Annotated in this window: 18 protein-coding genes; 13 read left to right on the forward strand and 5 right to left on the reverse strand. The window is 58.3% G+C overall.

Features of this window, described 5'->3' with window-relative positions; translation table 11 throughout:
- Positions 1–157 precede the first annotated feature (157 nt).
- Genes ACOYXE_RS27200 through ACOYXE_RS27215 form a run of 4 tightly spaced genes read left to right on the forward strand, consistent with a single transcriptional unit; the run spans position 158 to position 3,704 of the window.
- Positions 158–1,030, forward strand: coding sequence for a heme/hemin ABC transporter substrate-binding protein (locus ACOYXE_RS27200; RefSeq protein ID WP_160059444.1), 873 nt, complete (start codon positions 158–160; stop codon positions 1,028–1,030).
- Between the two features lie 50 nt (positions 1,031–1,080).
- Positions 1,081–2,064, forward strand: a complete 984-nt coding sequence (locus tag ACOYXE_RS27205; RefSeq protein WP_405124252.1) for a FecCD family ABC transporter permease — start codon at positions 1,081–1,083, stop codon at positions 2,062–2,064.
- The gene (locus ACOYXE_RS27210) at positions 2,064–2,831 is read left to right on the forward strand and encodes a heme ABC transporter ATP-binding protein (RefSeq protein ID WP_160059442.1); all 768 of its coding nucleotides are present in this window, start codon (positions 2,064–2,066) and stop codon (positions 2,829–2,831) included. The genes ACOYXE_RS27205 and ACOYXE_RS27210 overlap by 1 nt, the downstream gene beginning before the upstream one ends.
- 21 nt (positions 2,832–2,852) lie before the next feature.
- Complete coding sequence (locus ACOYXE_RS27215) at positions 2,853–3,704, forward strand: ChaN family lipoprotein (protein ID WP_160059441.1); 852 nt, start codon at positions 2,853–2,855, stop codon at positions 3,702–3,704.
- Between the two features lie 232 nt (positions 3,705–3,936).
- On the opposite strand, the gene ACOYXE_RS27220 is transcribed toward ACOYXE_RS27215, so the two are convergent.
- From ACOYXE_RS27220 to ACOYXE_RS27235, 4 genes are all read right to left on the reverse strand, one after another.
- On the reverse strand, positions 3,937–4,731 hold the full coding sequence (locus ACOYXE_RS27220) for a Crp/Fnr family transcriptional regulator (RefSeq protein WP_160059440.1): 795 nt from the start codon (positions 4,729–4,731) through the stop codon (positions 3,937–3,939).
- Positions 4,732–4,747: 16 nt separating this feature from the next.
- On the reverse strand, positions 4,748–5,020 hold the full coding sequence (locus ACOYXE_RS27225) for a TfoX/Sxy family protein (protein WP_003228231.1): 273 nt from the start codon (positions 5,018–5,020) through the stop codon (positions 4,748–4,750).
- A gap of 286 nt (positions 5,021–5,306) precedes the next feature.
- Complete coding sequence (locus tag ACOYXE_RS27230) at positions 5,307–5,651, reverse strand: pentapeptide repeat-containing protein (protein WP_007909940.1); 345 nt, start codon at positions 5,649–5,651, stop codon at positions 5,307–5,309.
- Positions 5,652–5,741: 90 nt separating this feature from the next.
- Positions 5,742–7,298 carry a bifunctional aminoglycoside phosphotransferase/ATP-binding protein gene (locus ACOYXE_RS27235; protein WP_160059439.1) on the reverse strand — a complete coding sequence of 519 codons (1,557 nt, stop codon included), beginning with the start codon at positions 7,296–7,298 and terminating at the stop codon, positions 5,742–5,744.
- Positions 7,299–7,416: 118 nt separating this feature from the next.
- Between ACOYXE_RS27235 and mrcB the strand changes: the two genes are divergently transcribed.
- Genes mrcB through ACOYXE_RS27250 form a run of 3 tightly spaced genes read left to right on the forward strand, consistent with a single transcriptional unit; the run spans position 7,417 to position 10,842 of the window.
- Positions 7,417–9,741, forward strand: coding sequence for a penicillin-binding protein 1B (mrcB, locus tag ACOYXE_RS27240; protein WP_460926959.1), 2,325 nt, complete (start codon positions 7,417–7,419; stop codon positions 9,739–9,741).
- 16 nt (positions 9,742–9,757) lie between these two features.
- The gene (locus ACOYXE_RS27245) at positions 9,758–10,507 is read left to right on the forward strand and encodes a hypothetical protein (protein WP_108226992.1); all 750 of its coding nucleotides are present in this window, start codon (positions 9,758–9,760) and stop codon (positions 10,505–10,507) included.
- Positions 10,507–10,842 (forward strand): YqcC family protein, encoded by a 336-nt coding sequence (locus ACOYXE_RS27250; protein WP_160059437.1) that lies wholly within the window; start codon positions 10,507–10,509, stop codon positions 10,840–10,842. Before ACOYXE_RS27245 ends, ACOYXE_RS27250 begins: the two co-directional genes overlap by 1 nt.
- A gap of 105 nt (positions 10,843–10,947) precedes the next feature.
- Here ACOYXE_RS27250 and ACOYXE_RS27255 read toward each other — a convergent pair whose 3' ends face one another.
- Positions 10,948–11,364: a DUF4124 domain-containing protein gene (locus ACOYXE_RS27255; RefSeq protein ID WP_405122867.1), complete on the reverse strand. Its 417-nt coding sequence runs from the start codon at positions 11,362–11,364 to the stop codon at positions 10,948–10,950.
- A 399-nt stretch (positions 11,365–11,763) separates the two neighbouring features.
- On the opposite strand from ACOYXE_RS27255, the gene ACOYXE_RS27260 reads away from it, so the two are divergent.
- From ACOYXE_RS27260 to msrQ, 6 genes are all read left to right on the forward strand, one after another.
- Positions 11,764–13,488, forward strand: a complete 1,725-nt coding sequence (locus ACOYXE_RS27260) for an acetolactate synthase 3 large subunit (RefSeq protein ID WP_093434972.1) — start codon at positions 11,764–11,766, stop codon at positions 13,486–13,488.
- Positions 13,489–13,490: 2 nt separating this feature from the next.
- Positions 13,491–13,982, forward strand: a complete 492-nt coding sequence (gene ilvN, locus ACOYXE_RS27265; RefSeq protein ID WP_003176102.1) for an acetolactate synthase small subunit — start codon at positions 13,491–13,493, stop codon at positions 13,980–13,982.
- A 48-nt stretch (positions 13,983–14,030) separates the two neighbouring features.
- On the forward strand, positions 14,031–15,047 hold the full coding sequence (gene ilvC, locus ACOYXE_RS27270) for a ketol-acid reductoisomerase (protein ID WP_007909969.1): 1,017 nt from the start codon (positions 14,031–14,033) through the stop codon (positions 15,045–15,047).
- 148 nt (positions 15,048–15,195) lie between these two features.
- Positions 15,196–16,053, forward strand: coding sequence for a CDP-diacylglycerol--serine O-phosphatidyltransferase (pssA, locus tag ACOYXE_RS27275; protein WP_016983477.1), 858 nt, complete (start codon positions 15,196–15,198; stop codon positions 16,051–16,053).
- A 63-nt stretch (positions 16,054–16,116) separates the two neighbouring features.
- The gene (msrP, locus tag ACOYXE_RS27280) at positions 16,117–17,130 is read left to right on the forward strand and encodes a protein-methionine-sulfoxide reductase catalytic subunit MsrP (protein ID WP_160059435.1); all 1,014 of its coding nucleotides are present in this window, start codon (positions 16,117–16,119) and stop codon (positions 17,128–17,130) included.
- A complete protein-coding gene (gene msrQ / locus ACOYXE_RS27285) occupies positions 17,130–17,753 on the forward strand; it encodes a protein-methionine-sulfoxide reductase heme-binding subunit MsrQ (RefSeq protein ID WP_160059434.1) in 624 nt (207 codons plus the stop codon). The genes msrP and msrQ overlap by 1 nt, the downstream gene beginning before the upstream one ends.
- Positions 17,754–17,967 lie beyond the last annotated feature (214 nt).

Raw genomic sequence — 17,967 nt, forward strand, 5'->3', positions numbered from 1 at the left:
TCTAGTGTCGGCTCGTGTCTGGATATGTCCGAGCTTGACGTTTAAATGCAAACAATTATCAAATGGCGGCCTTCACCCGCAGGCGTCTGGCAGATGTCGAGGATACTTGGCCTGCCATCCTGATGCCCGGGAAAAACCTTATTCAAGGAAGCTGTGTATGCGCCTGAGTACTCGCGTTGCCGTGCTGTGTGTCGGACTTTTGGTCAGCCACCAGGCTGCAGCGGCTGATTTGCCGCAACGTTGGGTCAGCGCTGGCGGTGCGCTGTCGGAGTGGATCAGTGCCTTGGGCGGTGAGTCGAAACTGGTTGGCGTGGATACCACCAGTCAACATCCAGAGTCGTTGAAGTTGCTGCCGAGCATTGGTTATCAGCGCAGTCTTTCGGCAGAGGGCATTCTCAGTCTGCGTCCGGACATTCTCATCGGCACTGAAGAAATGGGGCCGCCGCCGGTTCTGTCACAAGTCAAAGCGGCCAAGGTTCAGGTGGTGTTGTTCTCGGCTCAACCGGATCTGCCGACGCTGGAGAAAAACGTTACTCATTTGGGCCAATTGCTCGGCGCGCAGGCTCCGGCCGCGCAACTGCTGGAAAGTTATCAACAGCAACTCGATGCGCAGAAGGCTCGGGTTACCGAAGTGCAGACCAAACAAAAAGCGCCTGGTGTGCTGCTGTTGCTTGGACATGCCGGTGGCAAGCCATTGATTGCGGGCAAGGACACCGCGGCCGACTGGCTGCTGCAACAGGCGGGCGGACATAACCTGGCGACGCACACGGGTTACAAGCCGTTTTCCGTGGAATCCCTCGCCGGCCTCGATACTGAAGTGCTGGTGTTCGCCGACCGTGCATTGACCGGTGAGGCGGCGAAAGCGGCGTTGTTTAAGGAAAACCCGATTCTCAATTCAAGCCGCGCCGCCAAGGCCGGGCGTGTGCTGGAGCTGGATCCGACCCTGCTGGTCGGTGGGCTCGGGCCGCGTTTGCCAGCGGCGCTGAAAAGCCTGACTGACGGTTTCTACCCGGCCAAGAGCGGCCAATGACCACACTGGTAAAACCCCGTGACTTGTTCATTGGCCTGACGCTCCTGTGTTTGCTGGCGATCTGGCTGTCGTTGGCGTTGGGGCCGGTGACTCTGCCGCTGTTCGATACGTTGCGCGCAGCGTTGCGCATGCTCGGCGTGCCGTTGGCACCGGATGGACTGGAGCAGGCTGAACTGATCCTCGGGCAGATTCGTCTGCCGCGAACTCTGCTCGGGCTGGCGGTCGGTGGTGTCTTGGCGTTGTCCGGCGTGGCGATGCAAGGCTTGTTTCGCAATCCGCTGGCGGATCCGGGATTGGTCGGTGTTTCCAGCGGCGCGGCATTGGGCGCAGCGATCGCGATTGTCGGCGGTTCGTTTTTTGGCGGTCTGCCGGAGTGGTTTGGACCGTATCTGTTGTCGGTCTGCGCGTTTCTCGGTGGGCTTGGAGTGACGGCGCTGGTTTATCGACTCGGTCGCCGTAATGGCCAGACTAATGTGGCGACGATGTTGCTGGCGGGCATTGCCCTGACCGCGCTGGCCAGCTCCGCGGTCGGGCTGTTCACATACCTGGCGGATGACGCGACTTTGCGCACGCTAACGTTCTGGAACCTTGGCAGCCTCAATGGCGCCAGTTACGCGCGGCTCTGGCCATTGCTGATCATCAGCGCCGGTGTCGCGCTGTGGTTACCGCGTCGGGCGAAAGCGCTGAATGCCTTGCTGCTTGGAGAATCCGAGGCTGGGCATTTGGGCATTGATGTCGAGCGGCTCAAGCGTGAACTGGTGTTTTGCACGGCGCTGGGGGTTGGCGCGGCAGTCGCGGCCGCCGGGATGATCGGTTTTGTCGGGCTGGTGGTGCCGCATCTGGTGCGTTTGCTGGCGGGGCCAGATCACAAAGTATTGCTGCCGGCCTCGGTGCTGGCGGGGGCGAGCCTGTTGCTGTTGGCTGATCTGGTCGCGCGGCTGGCGCTGGCGCCGGCGGAGTTGCCGATCGGCATCGTCACCGCGTTTATCGGTGCGCCGTTCTTCCTTTATCTGCTGCTGCGAGGGCGTGCCTGATGTTGCGTGCGCAAAATTTGCACATCCAGCGTGGGCGCAAGGCAGTGCTCAGCGATGTCACGCTGCAACTCGAACCCGGTGAAGTACTCGGTGTGCTCGGGCCGAACGGTGCCGGTAAAAGTACCTTGCTCGGCGCCTTGTGCGGTGAGCTGGCGGCGAGCGCGGGCGGGGTTTCGCTCGACGGGCAGGCGTTGAGTCACTGGACTGGCCCGCAGCGTGCGCAACGATTGGCGGTGTTGCCCCAAGTGTCGACCCTGGATTTTGCTTTCCGCGTCGAAGAAGTGGTGGGCATGGGCCGTTTGCCTTGGCAAAGCGGTCGGTTGCGCGATGACGAAATCATCGCGGCGGCTTTGGCGGCGGCGGATGCCGGGCACTTGAGCGGTCGCAGTTATCTGGCGCTGTCCGGTGGCGAGCGTCAGCGTGTGCATCTGGCGCGGGTGTTGGCGCAGCTCTGGCCGGGGCAGGCCGGGCAGACGCTGCTGTTGGATGAGCCGACATCGATGCTTGATCCGCTTCATCAGCACACTACGCTGCAGGCGGTGCGTGAGTTTGCCGATCGTGGCGCGGCGGTGTTGGTGATCCTGCATGATCTGAATCTGGCGGCGCGTTATTGTGATCGCATCCTGCTGCTTGAAGGCGGTCGCCCGGTGGCGCTGGATACACCGCAGCAGGTTTTGCGACCGGACACGCTCCAAGCCGTATTCGGTCTCGAAGTGTTGGTGCAGCTGCACCCGGAGCGTGGGCATCCGCTGATCATCGCCCGCTGACAGGATCATTGAGGTGATTACATGCGTGGCTTGTGGCTGTTGGCGGTGGTGTTGCTTGTGGGGTGTCAGCATGTTGTTGCGCCGCCGCCAGTCAATGGCGAGATTCGCGATCTGCGTAGCGGGCAGGAGCTGACGGCGCAGCAGTTGCTGACGCGACTTGCTGAGCCCGAGCAATTGATTATTGGCGAGCAGCATGACAATGCCGATCATCACGCCGTGCAGTTGTGGGTATTGCGCTCGCTCGGTGAGCAGCGGTCGCAAGGTAGCCTGTTGCTGGAAATGCTTACGCCGGATCAGCAGTCTCGCGTTGATCAAGTGCATCAGTCGATAACGCCGCCCGCTGACCTGCCTGGTGTATTAGCCTGGCAGGACGGCTGGGACTGGAACCTCTACGGGCCGATTGTACGCTTCGCCCTCACTCAGCCGTATCCACTGCTGGCGGCAAATCTGAATAGCGCCGAAATCCGCACCGTCTATCGCAACGCACCAGTGTTGAAGGGGCAGCGCAGCAATGTTGAGTCGGTGAAAACTGTATTGCTGGAGCAGATCAGCGATTCCCACTGTGGCTTGCTGCCTGAATCACAGATGCCCGCGATGCTGGCCGTTCAGCAACAACGTGATCGGCGTATGGCTGAGCGTCTGTTGGCGGCTCCCGCACCTTCAATCTTGCTGGCCGGTGCGTGGCATGCGCGCAAGGATGTTGGCGTGCCGCTGCATGTTGTGGATTTGGGCGCCACAGAGACTCCGACAGTGCTGATGCTGGCAGAGCAGGGCGCCGAAGTGACCGCAACGATGGCCGATTACGTTTGGTACACGCCCGCCACGCCCAAGCAGGACTACTGCGAGCAGATGCGCAAACAGTTCGGCAAATGACTTTTCCCCAGGCAAAAAAAGACCCGGTAAAAACCGGGTCAAATAACCGTGATTAGCCTGATGAGGAGATAATCTGAGAGTCCGAACCAAGGGCTTTTCAGAATATCGACTGATCTCGCGACCAGTTGTGATAATCATAGCGATTCTCATTAGCGCGTCAACAACTGTTTTCTCATTTCTTTGATTTAGTCTTGGAAATGGCCGTAATGGCCCGGAAACAAAGGACGTGGCGTCAGCTCTTGGTTACGCAAAATTGGGTGACTTGCTTGTTCAGCTGACCGATCCGCCGCGCCATGCTCTCGATCAGGCTGTGGGCGATCTTCGGATTGGTGCGGGTCATGCTCAAGAATTGATCGCCGGGAATCAGCATTACGGTGCTTGGCTCTCGGGCAACGACCGTGGCATTGCGTGGTTCGCCAGTGAACACGGCCATGGCACCGAAAATCTCGTCCTTGGGCACGTCTCCGACTTTCTGCCCGTCTACAAACGCTTCGGCATGCCCGTCGATGATCACAAACACGTGATCAGCCGCGTCACCCTGATTGATCAGAATTTCACCGGCCTCAACCCGTTTGAAGCCATTGGTACTGCGAAAATCGCGCGGTTTCAATTCCGCGACGGCATGGGCGAGGATTGCCATTTGTCCCAGCAGATAATCCAAGAACTGGTCTGCCCGACGAGCATCGCCATACAAATGCTGAAGAACCTCACGGCGCCGATAGGGCGTCAAACGCAATGCCCCGTCACTGCACAAACGGCAATCAGCCCAGTCCTCACCCTGCTGAAGGCCGATCAAATCACCCTCCTGCCAATAAAACAGTGGACGCGACCCGATACAGCCGTTGATCACCCCTTCATTGAGCAGGAATAACTGATCGGCGGGTAACTGCGCCAGTAAATCATCCGACGCCTGCAGTTCCAGCGTCGACCCGCAAGGCATCAAATCGCGCAGCCACAGCGCGGGCAAGCTCTGCAAGCGGTTGATCAAGGCATCGGCCCAAGCCGATTGTTCCCCCAGTAAATACATGACGGTCTATGCCCGTTCAGTTCTTGTGACGCGATGAAATGGCTTCAAGCTGCTTGTTCAGGGCGTCCTTGCGTTCGGCGGGGATGTCGTTCCAATGCACATCCATCAACGCGCCCTCGATCGCATATAACAACACCTTCGATGCGCGAAACCCACGGGTACGCACGGCCCGGTAGGCGTCCACCGCGCCCAGGCGACGCAAGTCCGAGGCGCTGTGGATGCCCACGGCATGCAGCCATTGCGCCGACGTCTTGCCAAGATTCTTCAGGTGTTGCAGTTCATCATTCATCAAGCCTCCTTGCGACGGCCGAATGGTGCGTGGGCGAGCTTCTCAGGAGTGTAGCCATCAGTAGGAAAAGCGTGGTTGTTTGGTCGGATTCGACGCAAATGCTTCTAAGAAAGGGCGCTTGAACGGCCTGCGAACGCAGATGAGGAGGGGGGAACACAAATCAATGTAGGAGTGAGCCTGCTCGCGATAGCGGACTGGCAGGCACACATGTGTTGAATTTTAAACCGCTATCGCGAGCAGGCTCACTCCTACAGGGAAGGCGTTGTGTCAGGGAGCGATGAGGCGATCAGCGGGTGCGATAACGCAAACGCGTCCCGAAATTCATCGACATCAGAATCTCGTCAGCGCTCAACTCCGGCGGGAAGTACGCCCCGGAAATCTGTGCGTGCGCCAGGCTTGCACCTTCAAGCGAGGCGTTGCGGAAATCGATACCGCGAAGATCGGCGGATCGGAAGTAAGCGTCGCGGAAATCCACGCCATCGGCATTCAGTTCACGCAGATCGAGGCCACGGAAATCGCCACCGACCATATCGATCGGGCCATCCTGTGGACGCTCTTTGTTGAAACCTGTGATGTCGTCTTTGTGCAGCAAGGCATACAGCGGGGTGTCGAGAAGTTTCGGCTGGCTCATGTCATATCACCGTTGGTTTTATGACGCCAGTATAGTGCCACTATTTGACGGCCGTGAAGCAAGCGAGGGCTTCACGGCCGAAATAGTTTCTTACAGGCCTGGCAAGCGCTGACGGATCTGCGCGACCACGGTGTCCAGGGTTCCGGATTCATTGGTCTGCACGCGTTTGCTGCGCAGGATTTCTTCTGGTGTCAGCGCTTCGCGGTTGGCCTGCTGTGCTTCGATCACAGCCAGTGTGGCGTCGGACGGATCCTGTTTGTCCGCCTGACGAATCGCCAGCCAGCTCTCAATCACCGCCTGCGGCGCGTTGCAGTCGAGGATCAGGAATGGCGTACCGGTGGCCTCGGCGATCTTCGCCGCGTTGTCGCGCTGCTCACGCTTGAGGTAAGTGGCATCGATCACCACCGGGAAACCAGCGTGCAGGATCACTTCAGCGATTTCATGCAGACGCGCGTAGGTCGCGGTGCTGGCGTCGGCACTGTAAATGCCGGCTTGCACGTCGTTGGCGACGGTTTGCTCACCGAACAGACGCTTGCGTTCAACATCGGAGCGCAGGCGAATCGCGCCCAGCGCTTCGACCAGACGCATGGCCACGTGGCTTTTGCCGACAGCGGAAACGCCGTGGGTGATTGCCATGAAGCGCGAAGGAATGGTGCTGTAGCTTTCCGCCAGGTTGGCGTAGTTGCGGTACTGGCGCAGGGTGGTGGCGCGCTGCACCGGAGTCGCGTCCGCCGGCATGCTGAACAGCGCAACCTTGGCGCGCACCAGAGCGCGGTAGGCTTTATAGAAGTTCAGCACTTCCAGGCCCTGATAGTCGCCGGTCAGTTCCAGATACTGGCTGATGAAACGGCGCGCCAGGGATTTCAGGCCACGGTCTTCCAGGTCCATCGCGAGGAAACCGGTGTCGGCCCAGACGTCAGTGAAGCGGAACGGTTCGTTGAACTCGATGCAGTCGAAGATCACCACTTTGCCGTCGATGACCGTGGCATTGCCCAGATGGATATCGCCATGGCACTCGCGGGTGAAACCGTCGGCCTTGCGCTGGGCAAACAGTGGCTTGAGACGCTCGAAGCTGCTCTCGGCCCAGGCTTTCAGCGCGTCGAGTTGCAGCAGATCGTTTTTGTCGCTGAGGAACGGCAGGATCTGCTCGAAGTTTTGCGAGACTGGCGCCATCACGCTGTCCGGGGTGCCGGCGTCGTGTTCGGCCGGGACTTTCGGCGCAGTGAGGTGGAAGCGAGCAATCTGCTCGGCCATCTCGTCGATGTGCTGTGTGGTCAGCTCGCCGTTGGCTTGCAGGGTGCTGAGCAAACCGCTCTGCGGGAACTGGCGCATTTTCAGCACATATTCGATCGCCGGGCCGTCGCCGCCCAGTTGCGGAGCTTCGACGCTGCCAGTCACCGGCAACACTTCCAGATACAAATCATCAGTCAGACGCTGGTTCAGGCGTAGTTCTTCGGCGCAGAAATGTGCGCGCGACTCGAGGCCGGTGAAGTCGAGGAAGCCGAAATTGACCGGCTTCTTCACTTTATAAGCGAAGGGACCGGTGAGGATCACCCACGAGATATGCGTTTCGATGACCTGAAACCCTTCGACAGGGTGCGGGTAGAGGGCCGGGTTTTGCAGGGCAGCGATCAGTGACTGGCTCACGGGCGATCCTTCAGAGACTGGGGGAAATTCGAGGTCGCCATTATGGCCGCTCGCCAGCCTGACGCAAACCTCGGAGCGCTCCTGTTGAGTATGAATAAAGTGCGTATAATCCGCCGCCATGACTCGAACTCGATCCCCCCGTACCAAGAAAAAACCACCCTCCAAGGGCCTTAGCCCGTGGTTGAGCTGGGCCATTAAACTCAGTCTGGTCGGCCTTGTCGTGCTGGCCGGCTTCGCCGTATACCTCGATGCCGTGGTGCAGGAGAAGTTCTCCGGCAAGCGCTGGACCATCCCGGCCAAGGTCTATGCGCGCCCGCTCGAGCTATTCGTCGGACAAAAGCTCAGCAAGGACGATTTCCTTACCGAACTCGATGCCCTCGGCTATCGTCGCGAAGCCGTGAGTAACGGCCCCGGTGCCGCAGCCGTCAGCGGCAATACGGTCGATCTGAATACCCGTGGCTTCCAGTTCTATGAAGGCCTGGAAAAACCGCAGCAGGTGCGCGTGCGCTTCTCCGGCGACTATGTGGCTGAACTGTCGGCGACCAACGGTTCGAAATTGTCCGTGGTGCGTCTTGAACCGCTGATGATCGGCGGCATTTATCCGAAAAACCTCGAAGACCGCATCCTGATCAAACTCGATCAGGTGCCGCCATATCTGCTCGAAACCCTGGTCGCTGTAGAAGATCGCGACTTCTATAGCCACTGGGGTGTGTCGCCGAAGTCGATTGCCCGTGCTGTCTGGGTCAACACCTCTGGTGGCAAGATGACGCAGGGCGGCAGTACGCTGACCCAGCAGTTGGTGAAAAACTTCTACCTGACCAATGAACGCAGCCTGACCCGCAAGCTCACCGAAGCGATGATGGCGATGCTGCTGGAACTGCATTACGACAAAAAGGAAATCCTTGAGGCCTATCTCAATGAAGTCTTCGTCGGGCAGGATGGTCAGCGTGCGGTGCACGGTTTCGGTCTGGCCAGCCAGTTCTTCTTCGGTCAACCATTGTCCGAACTGAAACTGCATCAGGTGGCGTTGCTGGTCGGCATGGTCAAAGGGCCTTCCTACTACAACCCGCGTCGTAATCCCGAACGTGCGCTGGAGCGTCGCAACCTGGTGCTCGATGTGCTTGAGCAACAAGGCGTGGCGACTGCCGAGCAAGTGGCCGCAGCGAAGAACATGCCGCTGGGCGTGACTACTCGCGGCAAGCTCGCCGACAGCTCGTTCCCGGGCTTTATCGATCTGGTCAAACGTCAGTTGCGTGAAGACTATCGCGACGAAGACTTGACCGAAGAAGGTCTGCGCATCTTCACCAGCTTCGACCCGATCCTGCAGATGAAAGCCGAGACCTCGGTCAACGACACCTTTAAACGTCTGTCCGGGCGCAAGGGCTCCGACGATGTCGAAGCGGCGATGGTAGTGACCAATCCGGAAACCGGCGAGGTCCAGGCAATGATCGGCAGTCGTCAGGCCAGTTATGCCGGTTTCAACCGCGCACTGGATGCCGTGCGACCGATCGGCTCGTTGATCAAGCCTGCGGTTTATCTGACTGCGCTGGAAAAACCGAGCCAGTACACACTGACCAGTTGGCTGTCTGATGATCCGTTGTCGGTCAAAGGCGCGAACGGTCAGGTGTGGAAACCGCAGAACTATGACCGCCGCTCCCACGGCACGGTGTTCCTCTATCAGGGGCTGGCGCATTCCTACAACTTGTCGACCTCGCGTCTGGGCCTGGAAGTCGGTGTGCCGAATGTGTTGAAAACACTCGGTCGTCTGGGAGTGACGCGTGAGTTTCCGGCGTTCCCGTCGATGTTGCTCGGTGCTGGCGGCATGACCCCGATCGAAGTCGCGACCATGTACCAAACGCTGGCCAACGGTGGTTTCAACACGCCAATGCGCGGGATTCGCAGCGTGCTGACCGCCGAGGGCGAGCCGCTCAAACGTTATCCGTTCCAGATCGAGCAGCGTTTCGACCCTGCCTCCATTTATCTGATCCAGAACGCCATGCAGCGCGTGATGCGTGAAGGTACCGGCAGCTCGGTTTATAACGTGCTGCCCAAGACTCTGACGCTGGCCGGCAAGACCGGTACCAGTAACGATTCCCGTGACAGCTGGTTCGCCGGTTTCAGTCAGGATCTGCTGGCGGTGGTCTGGCTGGGGCGCGACGATAACGGCAAGACACCGTTCACCGGTGCGACCGGTGCGCTGCAGGTGTGGACCAGTTTCATGCGCAAGGCCGATCCGCTGCCGCTGGACATGCCGCAGCCGGACAACGTCGTGCAGGCGTGGGTCGATTCGCGGACCGGGCAGGGCTCCGATGCCAACTGCCCAGGGGCGGTGCAGATGCCGTATATTCGCGGCAGCGAACCGCCACCCGGCGCCGCCTGTGCAAGCGAAACGCCTGCTTCCGGCGAATCGGTGATGGATTGGGTCAAGGGCTGGATGAATTAAGCAAAGAGGGTTTCAAGTGAACAAGTGGTTGATTCCAGCGGTGACCGCCGTGGCTTTGCTCAGCGGCTGCTCTACCGTACAGCGTGGTTCGATTCCGGTGGTTGATTCCGGTACTGCGGTGTCCAACAGCGAGCGCATTTCGGCCAATGGCGGTTTCCGTCAAACGACGGTCAAGCGTCCAGCACAGGGCCAGACTCAGGCGATTCCGCAAGGTGATACTGGTGTGGTGGTGATGGTGCCGGGTGGCGGCGCTGCCGTGTCGACACCGATCAGCGCTTCGCCAATCGTGCCTGGGCCGGCATCCGGCGGTATCACGTCGGGGCCGTACAATCCTTCGCCGGCTGAGTCTGCGCCGATCAATACCGGCAGCTACAGCATGCCATCGACGCCAAGCGGGATTCCTTCCGCCAGCAGTGGTGGCGGCTTGTCGGCCGATGAGCAACTTGACGGCCCGGTGCTCGCTCTGCTGACCACCGCGCAACAGCAGCAGGCCGGCGGCGACCTCAACGGTGCATCGTCCAGCCTTGAGCGAGCCCAGCGTGTCGCCCCGCGTGAACCACAAGTGCTTTATCGTCTGGCGCAGGTTCGCATGGCCCAAGGTGATGCGCCGCAAGCCGAGCAGTTTGCCCGGCGTGCGCTGACCATGGCCAACGGTCGTCCGGACCTGCAAGCCAACCTGTGGGAAATCATCGCTCAGTCCCGCGAGAAACAAGGCGATTCCGCCGGTGCCGCTCAGGCCCGTCAGAAGGCCAAGGTTTCGCTGTGATGGATGCACGTTTCCCGAAAATCGCCGATCAGTTGCTACTGATCGAGCGTGAACTGCGCACGCAGGGTTGGTGGGACGAAGTTGCGCCGTCAGCTGAAGCGTTGAGCAGTGTCGAGCCGTTTTCGGTCGATACGCTGGATTTCGAGCAGTGGCTGCAATGGATCTTCCTGCCGAAGATGAAATACATCCTCGAACAGGATCTGCCGTTGCCGAATGCCTCGGGGATTCAGGAAATGGCTGAAATGGTCTTCGCCCAGCGCAATGTGCAGGGTAAGGATCGTCAGCTTCAGGTGTTGCTCAAAGAGTTTGACCTGCTGATCACTGCCTCGCGCTAATACCGATTCTGTGTAGGAGTTGCCGAAGGCTGCGATCTATTGATCTTTAAAGTCAAAAGATCGCAGCCTCGTTTCACTCGACAGCTCCTACAGTCCTGCAGATGCCTATTGGCAATTCTCGGCTATCTGTTTCTGAGCCTCGACAATGCGTTCCTGACGCTGCGCATCATCCAGCCGGCGCAACTGTCCCTCCACCTCTTCTCTCAAGCGCGGATTGTTTTGCAATTGCGCAAGGTTCGTCCGAGCCTGTTCGCAGAACTGTTTTAGCTGTGCCTGTTGGTTAGCCACCTGTTTCTTGACCTTGTCATCGATAGCCTTCTGATCTCCCAGCACGCCGCTGCCCGGCATTGCCGCCGGTTTCGGCGGAGGCGAGGAGGGCGTCTGCAGGGTGGTGGACGGCTGGCCCGGTGGCGGCTGCGCATCGAAGTGCGTGACACCCTGGGCATCGACCCATTTATAGATTTGAGCGGCCATGCACCACGGGCTGAGGCCGATCAGCAGAGTCAGGAGGAGCGTTCGCATGCTGATTCCTTGGCAAAAATGCGCAATTGACACTAACAGAGTAGCGGTTTTCAGGTTTTTTCTTGCGTTCTCATGTGCTTACCCACAATTAACCACATAGACGACTTGACTTGGAGAGGGCGAAACAGAAGAATCCAAAGTCCGCTGTAGAGGGACTGCCAGAAGCAGACCCACTCGGTAGATCATGAGGCGCACATCCGCGCCGACCTGTTACACCCGCAACGCGTTACCTCGCGCTGGGTGGGAAAGGCCCGCAACACTTGGGACGATCCCAATACTTGCTCAGTCAGTGCTGACGTAGTCGGCGACCACCGTCGCTCATGCTCTGCCGAGAAGTAAACCTATTAAGACCCGCCCCTTTTTTGTGGACGGTATTCTGGCGTTTTAGAGGTGAACAACGTGGAGCTTTTATCTGGCGGTGAGATGCTCGTCCGCTTTTTGCGTGACGAAGGTGTCAAATATATCTACGGGTACCCGGGTGGTGCTCTCCTGCATGTTTACGATGCCCTGTTCAAAGAACCGGAAGTGACTCACATCCTGGTTCGTCACGAACAAGCGGCAACCCATATGGCTGACGGTTATGCCCGTGCCACCGGTAAAGCCGGCGTGGTATTGGTGACGTCCGGTCCTGGCGCCACAAACGCCATTACCGGTATCGCGACCGCCTATATGGACTCGATTCCAATGGTGATCATTTCCGGTCAGGTGCCAAGCACCATGGTCGGCACCGACGCGTTCCAGGAAACCGACATGATCGGTATCTCCCGGCCGATCGTGAAGCACAGCTTCATGATCAAGCACGCTTCGGAAATCCCGGAAGTCATGAAGAAGGCCTTCTACCTCGCGCAATCCGGTCGTCCGGGCCCGGTCGTAGTCGATATCCCGAAAGACATGACCAACCCGGCCGAGAAGTTCGAATACATCTTCCCGAAGAAAGCCAAGCTGCGTTCCTACAGCCCGGCTGTTCGTGGTCACTCCGGGCAAATCCGCAAGGCAGCAGAAATGCTCCTGGCGGCCAAGCGTCCGGTCATGTACTCCGGTGGCGGCGTAATTCTCGGCAACGGTTCCGCACCGCTGACCGAACTGGCGAAAATGCTCAACCTGCCAGTGACCAACACGTTGATGGGCCTGGGTGGTTTCCCGGGTACTGACCGGCAGTTCATCGGCATGCTCGGCATGCATGGCAGCTACACCGCCAACCTGGCGATGCACCATGCTGACGTGATCCTCGCGGTCGGCGCGCGTTTCGACGATCGCGTGATCAACGGCGCGGCGAAGTTCTGCCCGAACGCCAAGATCATCCACATCGACATCGACCCGGCTTCGATTTCCAAGACCATCAAGGCCGACGTGCCAATTGTTGGTCCGGTTGAGAGTGTCCTGACCGAAATGGTCGCGATTCTCAAGGAAATCGGCGAGACCCCGAACAAGGAGTCTGTGGCCAGTTGGTGGAAGCAGGTGGATGAATGGCGCGGTGATCGTGGCCTGTTCCCTTATGAAAAGGGCGACGGCAGCCTGATCAAGCCGCAGACCGTGATCGAAACCCTCTGCGAAGTGACCAAAGGCGATGCCTTCATCACTTCCGACGTGGGTCAGCACCAGATGTTCGCTGCGCAGTACTACACGTTCAACAAGCCGAATCGCTGGATCAACTCCGGTGGTCTGGGCACCATGGGCTTTGGTTTCCCGGCGGCCATGGGCATCAAGTTGAGCTTCCCGGATGACGACGTTGCCTGCGTCACCGGCGAAGGCAGTATCCAGATGAACATCCAGGAACTGTCGACCTGCCTGCAGTATGGCTTGCCAGTGAAAATCGTCATCCTCAACAACGGTGTTCTGGGGATGGTTCGTCAGTGGCAGGACATGAGCTACGGCAGCCGCCACTCGCACTCCTACATGGAATCGCTGCCTGACTTCGTCAAGCTGGCTGAAGCCTACGGCCACGTTGGCGTACGCATCACCGAATCGAAAGATTTGAAGTCGAAGATGGCAGAAGCGTTCGCCATGAAGGATCGCCTGGTCGTGATCGATATTTCGGTCGACACCAGCGAGCACGTCTATCCGATGCAGATCAAAGACGGCTCGATGCGCGATATGTGGCTGAGCAAGACGGAGCGTACTTAATCATGCGGCACATTATTTCCTTGCTTCTGGAAAACGAACCCGGCGCTTTGTCTCGCGTAGTCGGCCTGTTCTCGCAGCGCAACTACAACATCGAAAGCCTGACCGTGGCCCCGACCGAAGACCCGACCCTGTCGCGTCTGACGCTGACCACTGTGGGCCACGATGAAGTCATCGAGCAGATCACCAAAAACCTGAACAAGCTGATCGAAGTGGTCAAGCTGGTGGACCTGTCGGAAAGCGCTCACATCGAGCGCGAACTGATGCTGGTCAAGGTCAAGGCCACTGGCGCCCAGCGCGCCGAGATCAAACGCACCACCGATATTTACCGTGGACAAATCGTCGATGTCAGTGCCAGCGTGTATACCGTTCAATTGACCGGTACCAGCGACAAGCTCGACAGCTTCATTCAGTCCATCGGCACCGCATCGATTCTGGAAACCGTCCGTAGTGGCGTGACCGGCATTGCCCGCGGCGACAAAGTACTCAGCATCTAAACCAAATTAGCGAATGGCCTGAACGGCCTGGATATAAAGGGGAAATTCATGAAAGTTTTCTACGATAAAGACTGCGACCTGTCGATCATCCAGGGCAAGAAAGTTGCCATCATCGGTTACGGTTCCCAGGGCCACGCCCAAGCGTGCAACCTGAAAGACTCCGGTGTCGACGTTACCGTTGGTCTGCGTAAAGGTTCGGCCACCGTTGCCAAAGCTGAAGCTCACGGCCTGAAAGTGACCGACGTTGCTTCCGCTGTTGCTGCTGCCGACCTGGTCATGATCCTGACCCCGGACGAGTTCCAGTCTTCCCTGTACAAGAACGAAATCGAGCCGAACATCAAGAAGGGCGCCACCCTGGCCTTCTCCCACGGCTTCGCGATTCACTACAACCAGGTTGTTCCGCGTGCCGACCTCGACGTGATCATGATCGCGCCGAAAGCTCCGGGCCACACCGTACGTTCCGAGTTCGTGAAAGGCGGCGGTATTCCTGACCTGATCGCGATCTACCAGGATGCCTCGGGCAACGCCAAAAACGTTGCACTGTCCTACGCTGCTGGCGTTGGTGGCGGTCGTACCGGCATCATCGAAACCACCTTCAAGGACGAGACCGAAACCGACCTGTTCGGCGAGCAAGCCGTTCTGTGCGGTGGTACCGTTGAACTGGTAAAAGCCGGTTTCGAAACCCTGGTTGAAGCTGGCTACGCGCCGGAAATGGCCTACTTCGAGTGCCTGCACGAACTGAAGCTGATCGTTGACCTCATGTACGAAGGCGGTATCGCCAACATGAACTACTCGATCTCCAACAACGCTGAGTACGGCGAGTACGTGACCGGTCCGGAAGTGATCAACGCCGAGTCCCGTCAGGCCATGCGCAACGCCCTGAAACGTATTCAGGACGGCGAATACGCCAAAATGTTCATCAGCGAAGGCGCAACCGGCTACCCTTCGATGACCGCCAAGCGTCGTAACAACGCCGCTCACGGTATCGAAGTCATCGGCGAGCAGCTGCGCTCCATGATGCCGTGGATCGGTGCCAACAAGATCGTCGACAAAGCCAAAAACTAAGTCGTCGTTCCTTGTACGAAAAACGCGGCCTCGGCCGCGTTTTTTCGTTTGAGGCGGTGGTTCTGGTATAAAGCTGCAGCGTTTGTGGCCGAACTGTCGTCCTCAAGCACCTGTCGAAATTTCTCCAAACCGTTGCAAGGTAATGTCCATGAGCGAACGTCCCGAAGAGCCGAACAAGGCTTCTGACGCCGAAAGCCTGCTGCCCATCGATGAACACATCGAAGAAGGGCACGACGCAGAAGGTCGTAAAGTCCGGCATCGTGGTATCTATCTGCTGCCGAATCTGTTCACCACTGCGAACCTGTTCGCAGGGTTTTACTCCATCATCAACTCGATGAGCGCCCAGGCTGCTCTAAGCGCCGGCGACTCGGCCAATGCGAGCAAGTATTTCGCGTTCGCCGCGATCGCAATTTTCGTCGCCATGGTGCTCGACGGCCTCGACGGTCGCGTGGCGCGCATGACCAACACGCAAAGTGCCTTCGGTGCCGAGTACGACTCGCTGTCGGACATGGTTGCGTTCGGTGTTGCCCCGGCGCTGCTGGCGTTCGGTTGGGCGTTGGGCGACATGGGCAAGGTTGGCTGGATGGTCGCCTTCATCTATGTAGCGGGCGCGGCGTTGCGTCTGGCGCGCTTCAATACTCAGGTGGGTACGGCGGACAAACGCTATTTTATCGGTCTGGCCAGTCCGGCGGCTGCCGGTGTGGTCGCGGGGATTGTCTGGGCGTTCAGCGATTACGGCATTCAGGGTTCGAAGATGTCGTTCCTGGTCGCACTGATGGTTGCGGCGGCCGGCATGCTGATGGTCAGCAACATCAAGTACAACAGCTTTAAGGAGCTGGACCTGAAGGGGCGCGTGCCGTTCGTGGCGATCCTTGCTGTGGTGCTGGTGTTCGCCGTGGTCTTTAGCGATCCACCGCGCATTCTGCTGCTGGTGTTCCTTGCTTACGCGGCTTCCGGCCCTGTGCAGTACCTGTTGCATCTTCGTCGGCACAAAAAAGCCGAGTGATGTAATTTCCCGCATACTCCGCAGTCTATGGGTGCATCAGTCCTCCAAAGCTGCGGAGTTGCCATGTTGATCAAAGTCCCCAAAGCGTCCGATTGCCACGAGTCGGATGTCACGCCTGAAGCCATTTATCTCTCTCGCCGCCAATTGCTGGGGGCTACTGCTGCCGGTATCGCCGTCAGTAGCTTGCCACGTTGGGCCAATGCCGAGGATGCTCCCAGGTATGCTGATGTCGAATCCGGTAAAGCACCTGCCTGGTTTAACGACAAGCTGTCCTCTACTAAATGGGGAGCAGTCAACGTCAAGGATGAGGCAATCACACCTTATAAAGACGCCACCCACTACAACAACTTCTATGAGTTCGGAACCGACAAGGGTGATCCGGCGGCGAATGCTGGCTCGCTGAAAACCGAACCGTGGAGTGTGGTGATAGACGGGGAGGTGGGTAAGCCGGGGCGATATGCGCTGGAAGACTTCATGAAGCCCTATCAACTTGAAGAACGAATCTATCGCCTGCGCTGTGTCGAGGCGTGGTCGATGGTTATTCCGTGGATTGGCTTTCCGATCTCGGCGCTGCTCAAGCAGGTCGAGCCAACGTCCAAAGCCAAGTACATTCGCTTTGAAACCTTGCAGGATCCCAAGAGCATGCCAGGTCAGCGGTCTGGGTTCGCCTTGATCGATTGGCCTTATGTAGAAGGCTTGCGACTGGACGAGGCGATGAATCCTTTGGCGATTCTGGCGGTGGGTATGTATGGCCGAGAGTTGCCGAATCAGAATGGCGCGCCACTGCGTTTGGTGGTGCCGTGGAAATATGGCTTCAAGAGTGTCAAATCCATCGTGCGTATCAGTCTGGTCAGCGAGCAGCCGAAAACCACTTGGCAAAGCATTGCGGCAGATGAATACGGTTTTTACGCGAACGTGAACCCGACAGTTGATCACCCGCGCTGGACGCAGGCACGGGAGCGGCGTCTGCCGAACAGTCTGTTCAAACCGAATGTACGCGATACGCAGATGTTCAACGGCTACTCGGATGAAGTCGCTTCTTTATATACAGGGCTCGATCTGCGGAAGAACTACTGATGCGATTTCCGTTCTGGCGTATAGGCGTTTTCATTGCGGCGGCTATCTGGCCGATGCTGTGGTTGTATCAGGCTCTCGAGGATTCGCTTGGACCTGATCCTGGCAAGGTGTTGGTGGATCGGTTGGGGCTCGGAACATTGGTGCTGCTGCTGATCACCTTGAGCATGACGCCTTTGCAGAAGCTCACCGGCTGGGCGGGGTGGATTGCTGTACGCCGGCAATTGGGGCTTTGGTGTTTTGCCTATGTTGTTTTGCACCTGTGCAGCTATATGGCGTTTATCCTGGGGTTCGATTGGTCGCAGTTGGCGGTCGAGTTACGTAAGCGGCCCTACATAATAGTGGGGGCGTTGGGTTTCCTTGGTCTGTTGGTGTTGGCGGTGACGTCCAATCGCTACAGTCAACGTCGTTTGGGCTCGCGCTGGAAGAAGTTGCATCGGTTGGTGTACGTGATTCTGGGTCTGGGTTTGCTGCATATGCTGTGGATCGTGCGTGCTGATCTCGAGGAGTGGGCGATCTATGCCTTTATGGGTGCTGCGCTTCTGGTGCTGCGTATACCTCCCGTAACGCGGCGGATCCCGCGTTTGCTGGCTAAAAAGCAGGTTTTGCAAGAAAAGCGAAATTAACGGTTGACGGCAGATTTCAGATGTCTATAATTCGCCCCACTTCCGGCGCAGTCGAAACGGAAAACTCCTTGAGATTCAATGAGTTATGTAGGTTTCGGCGGCAGGTTGCTTCAGTTCATCGAAGCCAAAAGGAAGTTGAAAAAGAGGTGTTGACAGCAGCGTGTAACGCTGTAGAATTCGCCTCCCGCTGACGAGAGATCGGAAGCGCAAGTGG

This window comes from Pseudomonas sp. MC6 (assembly GCF_054790575.1).

Excerpts from the sequence above, each read along its gene's own strand:
- ACOYXE_RS27200 (WP_160059444.1), top strand. The coding sequence starts at position 158 with ATGCGCCTGAGTACTCGCGTTGCCGTGCTGTGTGTCGGACTTTTGGTC.
- ACOYXE_RS27210 (WP_160059442.1), top strand. The coding sequence starts at position 2,064 with ATGTTGCGTGCGCAAAATTTGCACATCCAGCGTGGGCGCAAGGCAGTG.
- ACOYXE_RS27215 (WP_160059441.1), top strand. The coding sequence starts at position 2,853 with ATGCGTGGCTTGTGGCTGTTGGCGGTGGTGTTGCTTGTGGGGTGTCAG.
- ACOYXE_RS27220 (WP_160059440.1), bottom strand. The coding sequence starts at position 4,731 with ATGTATTTACTGGGGGAACAATCGGCTTGGGCCGATGCCTTGATCAAC.
- ACOYXE_RS27225 (WP_003228231.1), bottom strand. The coding sequence starts at position 5,020 with ATGAATGATGAACTGCAACACCTGAAGAATCTTGGCAAGACGTCGGCG.
- ACOYXE_RS27230 (WP_007909940.1), bottom strand. The coding sequence starts at position 5,651 with ATGAGCCAGCCGAAACTTCTCGACACCCCGCTGTATGCCTTGCTGCAC.
- mrcB (WP_460926959.1), top strand. The coding sequence starts at position 7,417 with ATGACTCGAACTCGATCCCCCCGTACCAAGAAAAAACCACCCTCCAAG.
- ACOYXE_RS27250 (WP_160059437.1), top strand. The coding sequence starts at position 10,507 with ATGGATGCACGTTTCCCGAAAATCGCCGATCAGTTGCTACTGATCGAG.
- ACOYXE_RS27255 (WP_405122867.1), bottom strand. The coding sequence starts at position 11,364 with ATGCGAACGCTCCTCCTGACTCTGCTGATCGGCCTCAGCCCGTGGTGC.
- ilvN (WP_003176102.1), top strand. The coding sequence starts at position 13,491 with ATGCGGCACATTATTTCCTTGCTTCTGGAAAACGAACCCGGCGCTTTG.
- ilvC (WP_007909969.1), top strand. The coding sequence starts at position 14,031 with ATGAAAGTTTTCTACGATAAAGACTGCGACCTGTCGATCATCCAGGGC.
- pssA (WP_016983477.1), top strand. The coding sequence starts at position 15,196 with ATGAGCGAACGTCCCGAAGAGCCGAACAAGGCTTCTGACGCCGAAAGC.
- msrP (WP_160059435.1), top strand. The coding sequence starts at position 16,117 with ATGTTGATCAAAGTCCCCAAAGCGTCCGATTGCCACGAGTCGGATGTC.
- msrQ (WP_160059434.1), top strand. The coding sequence starts at position 17,130 with ATGCGATTTCCGTTCTGGCGTATAGGCGTTTTCATTGCGGCGGCTATC.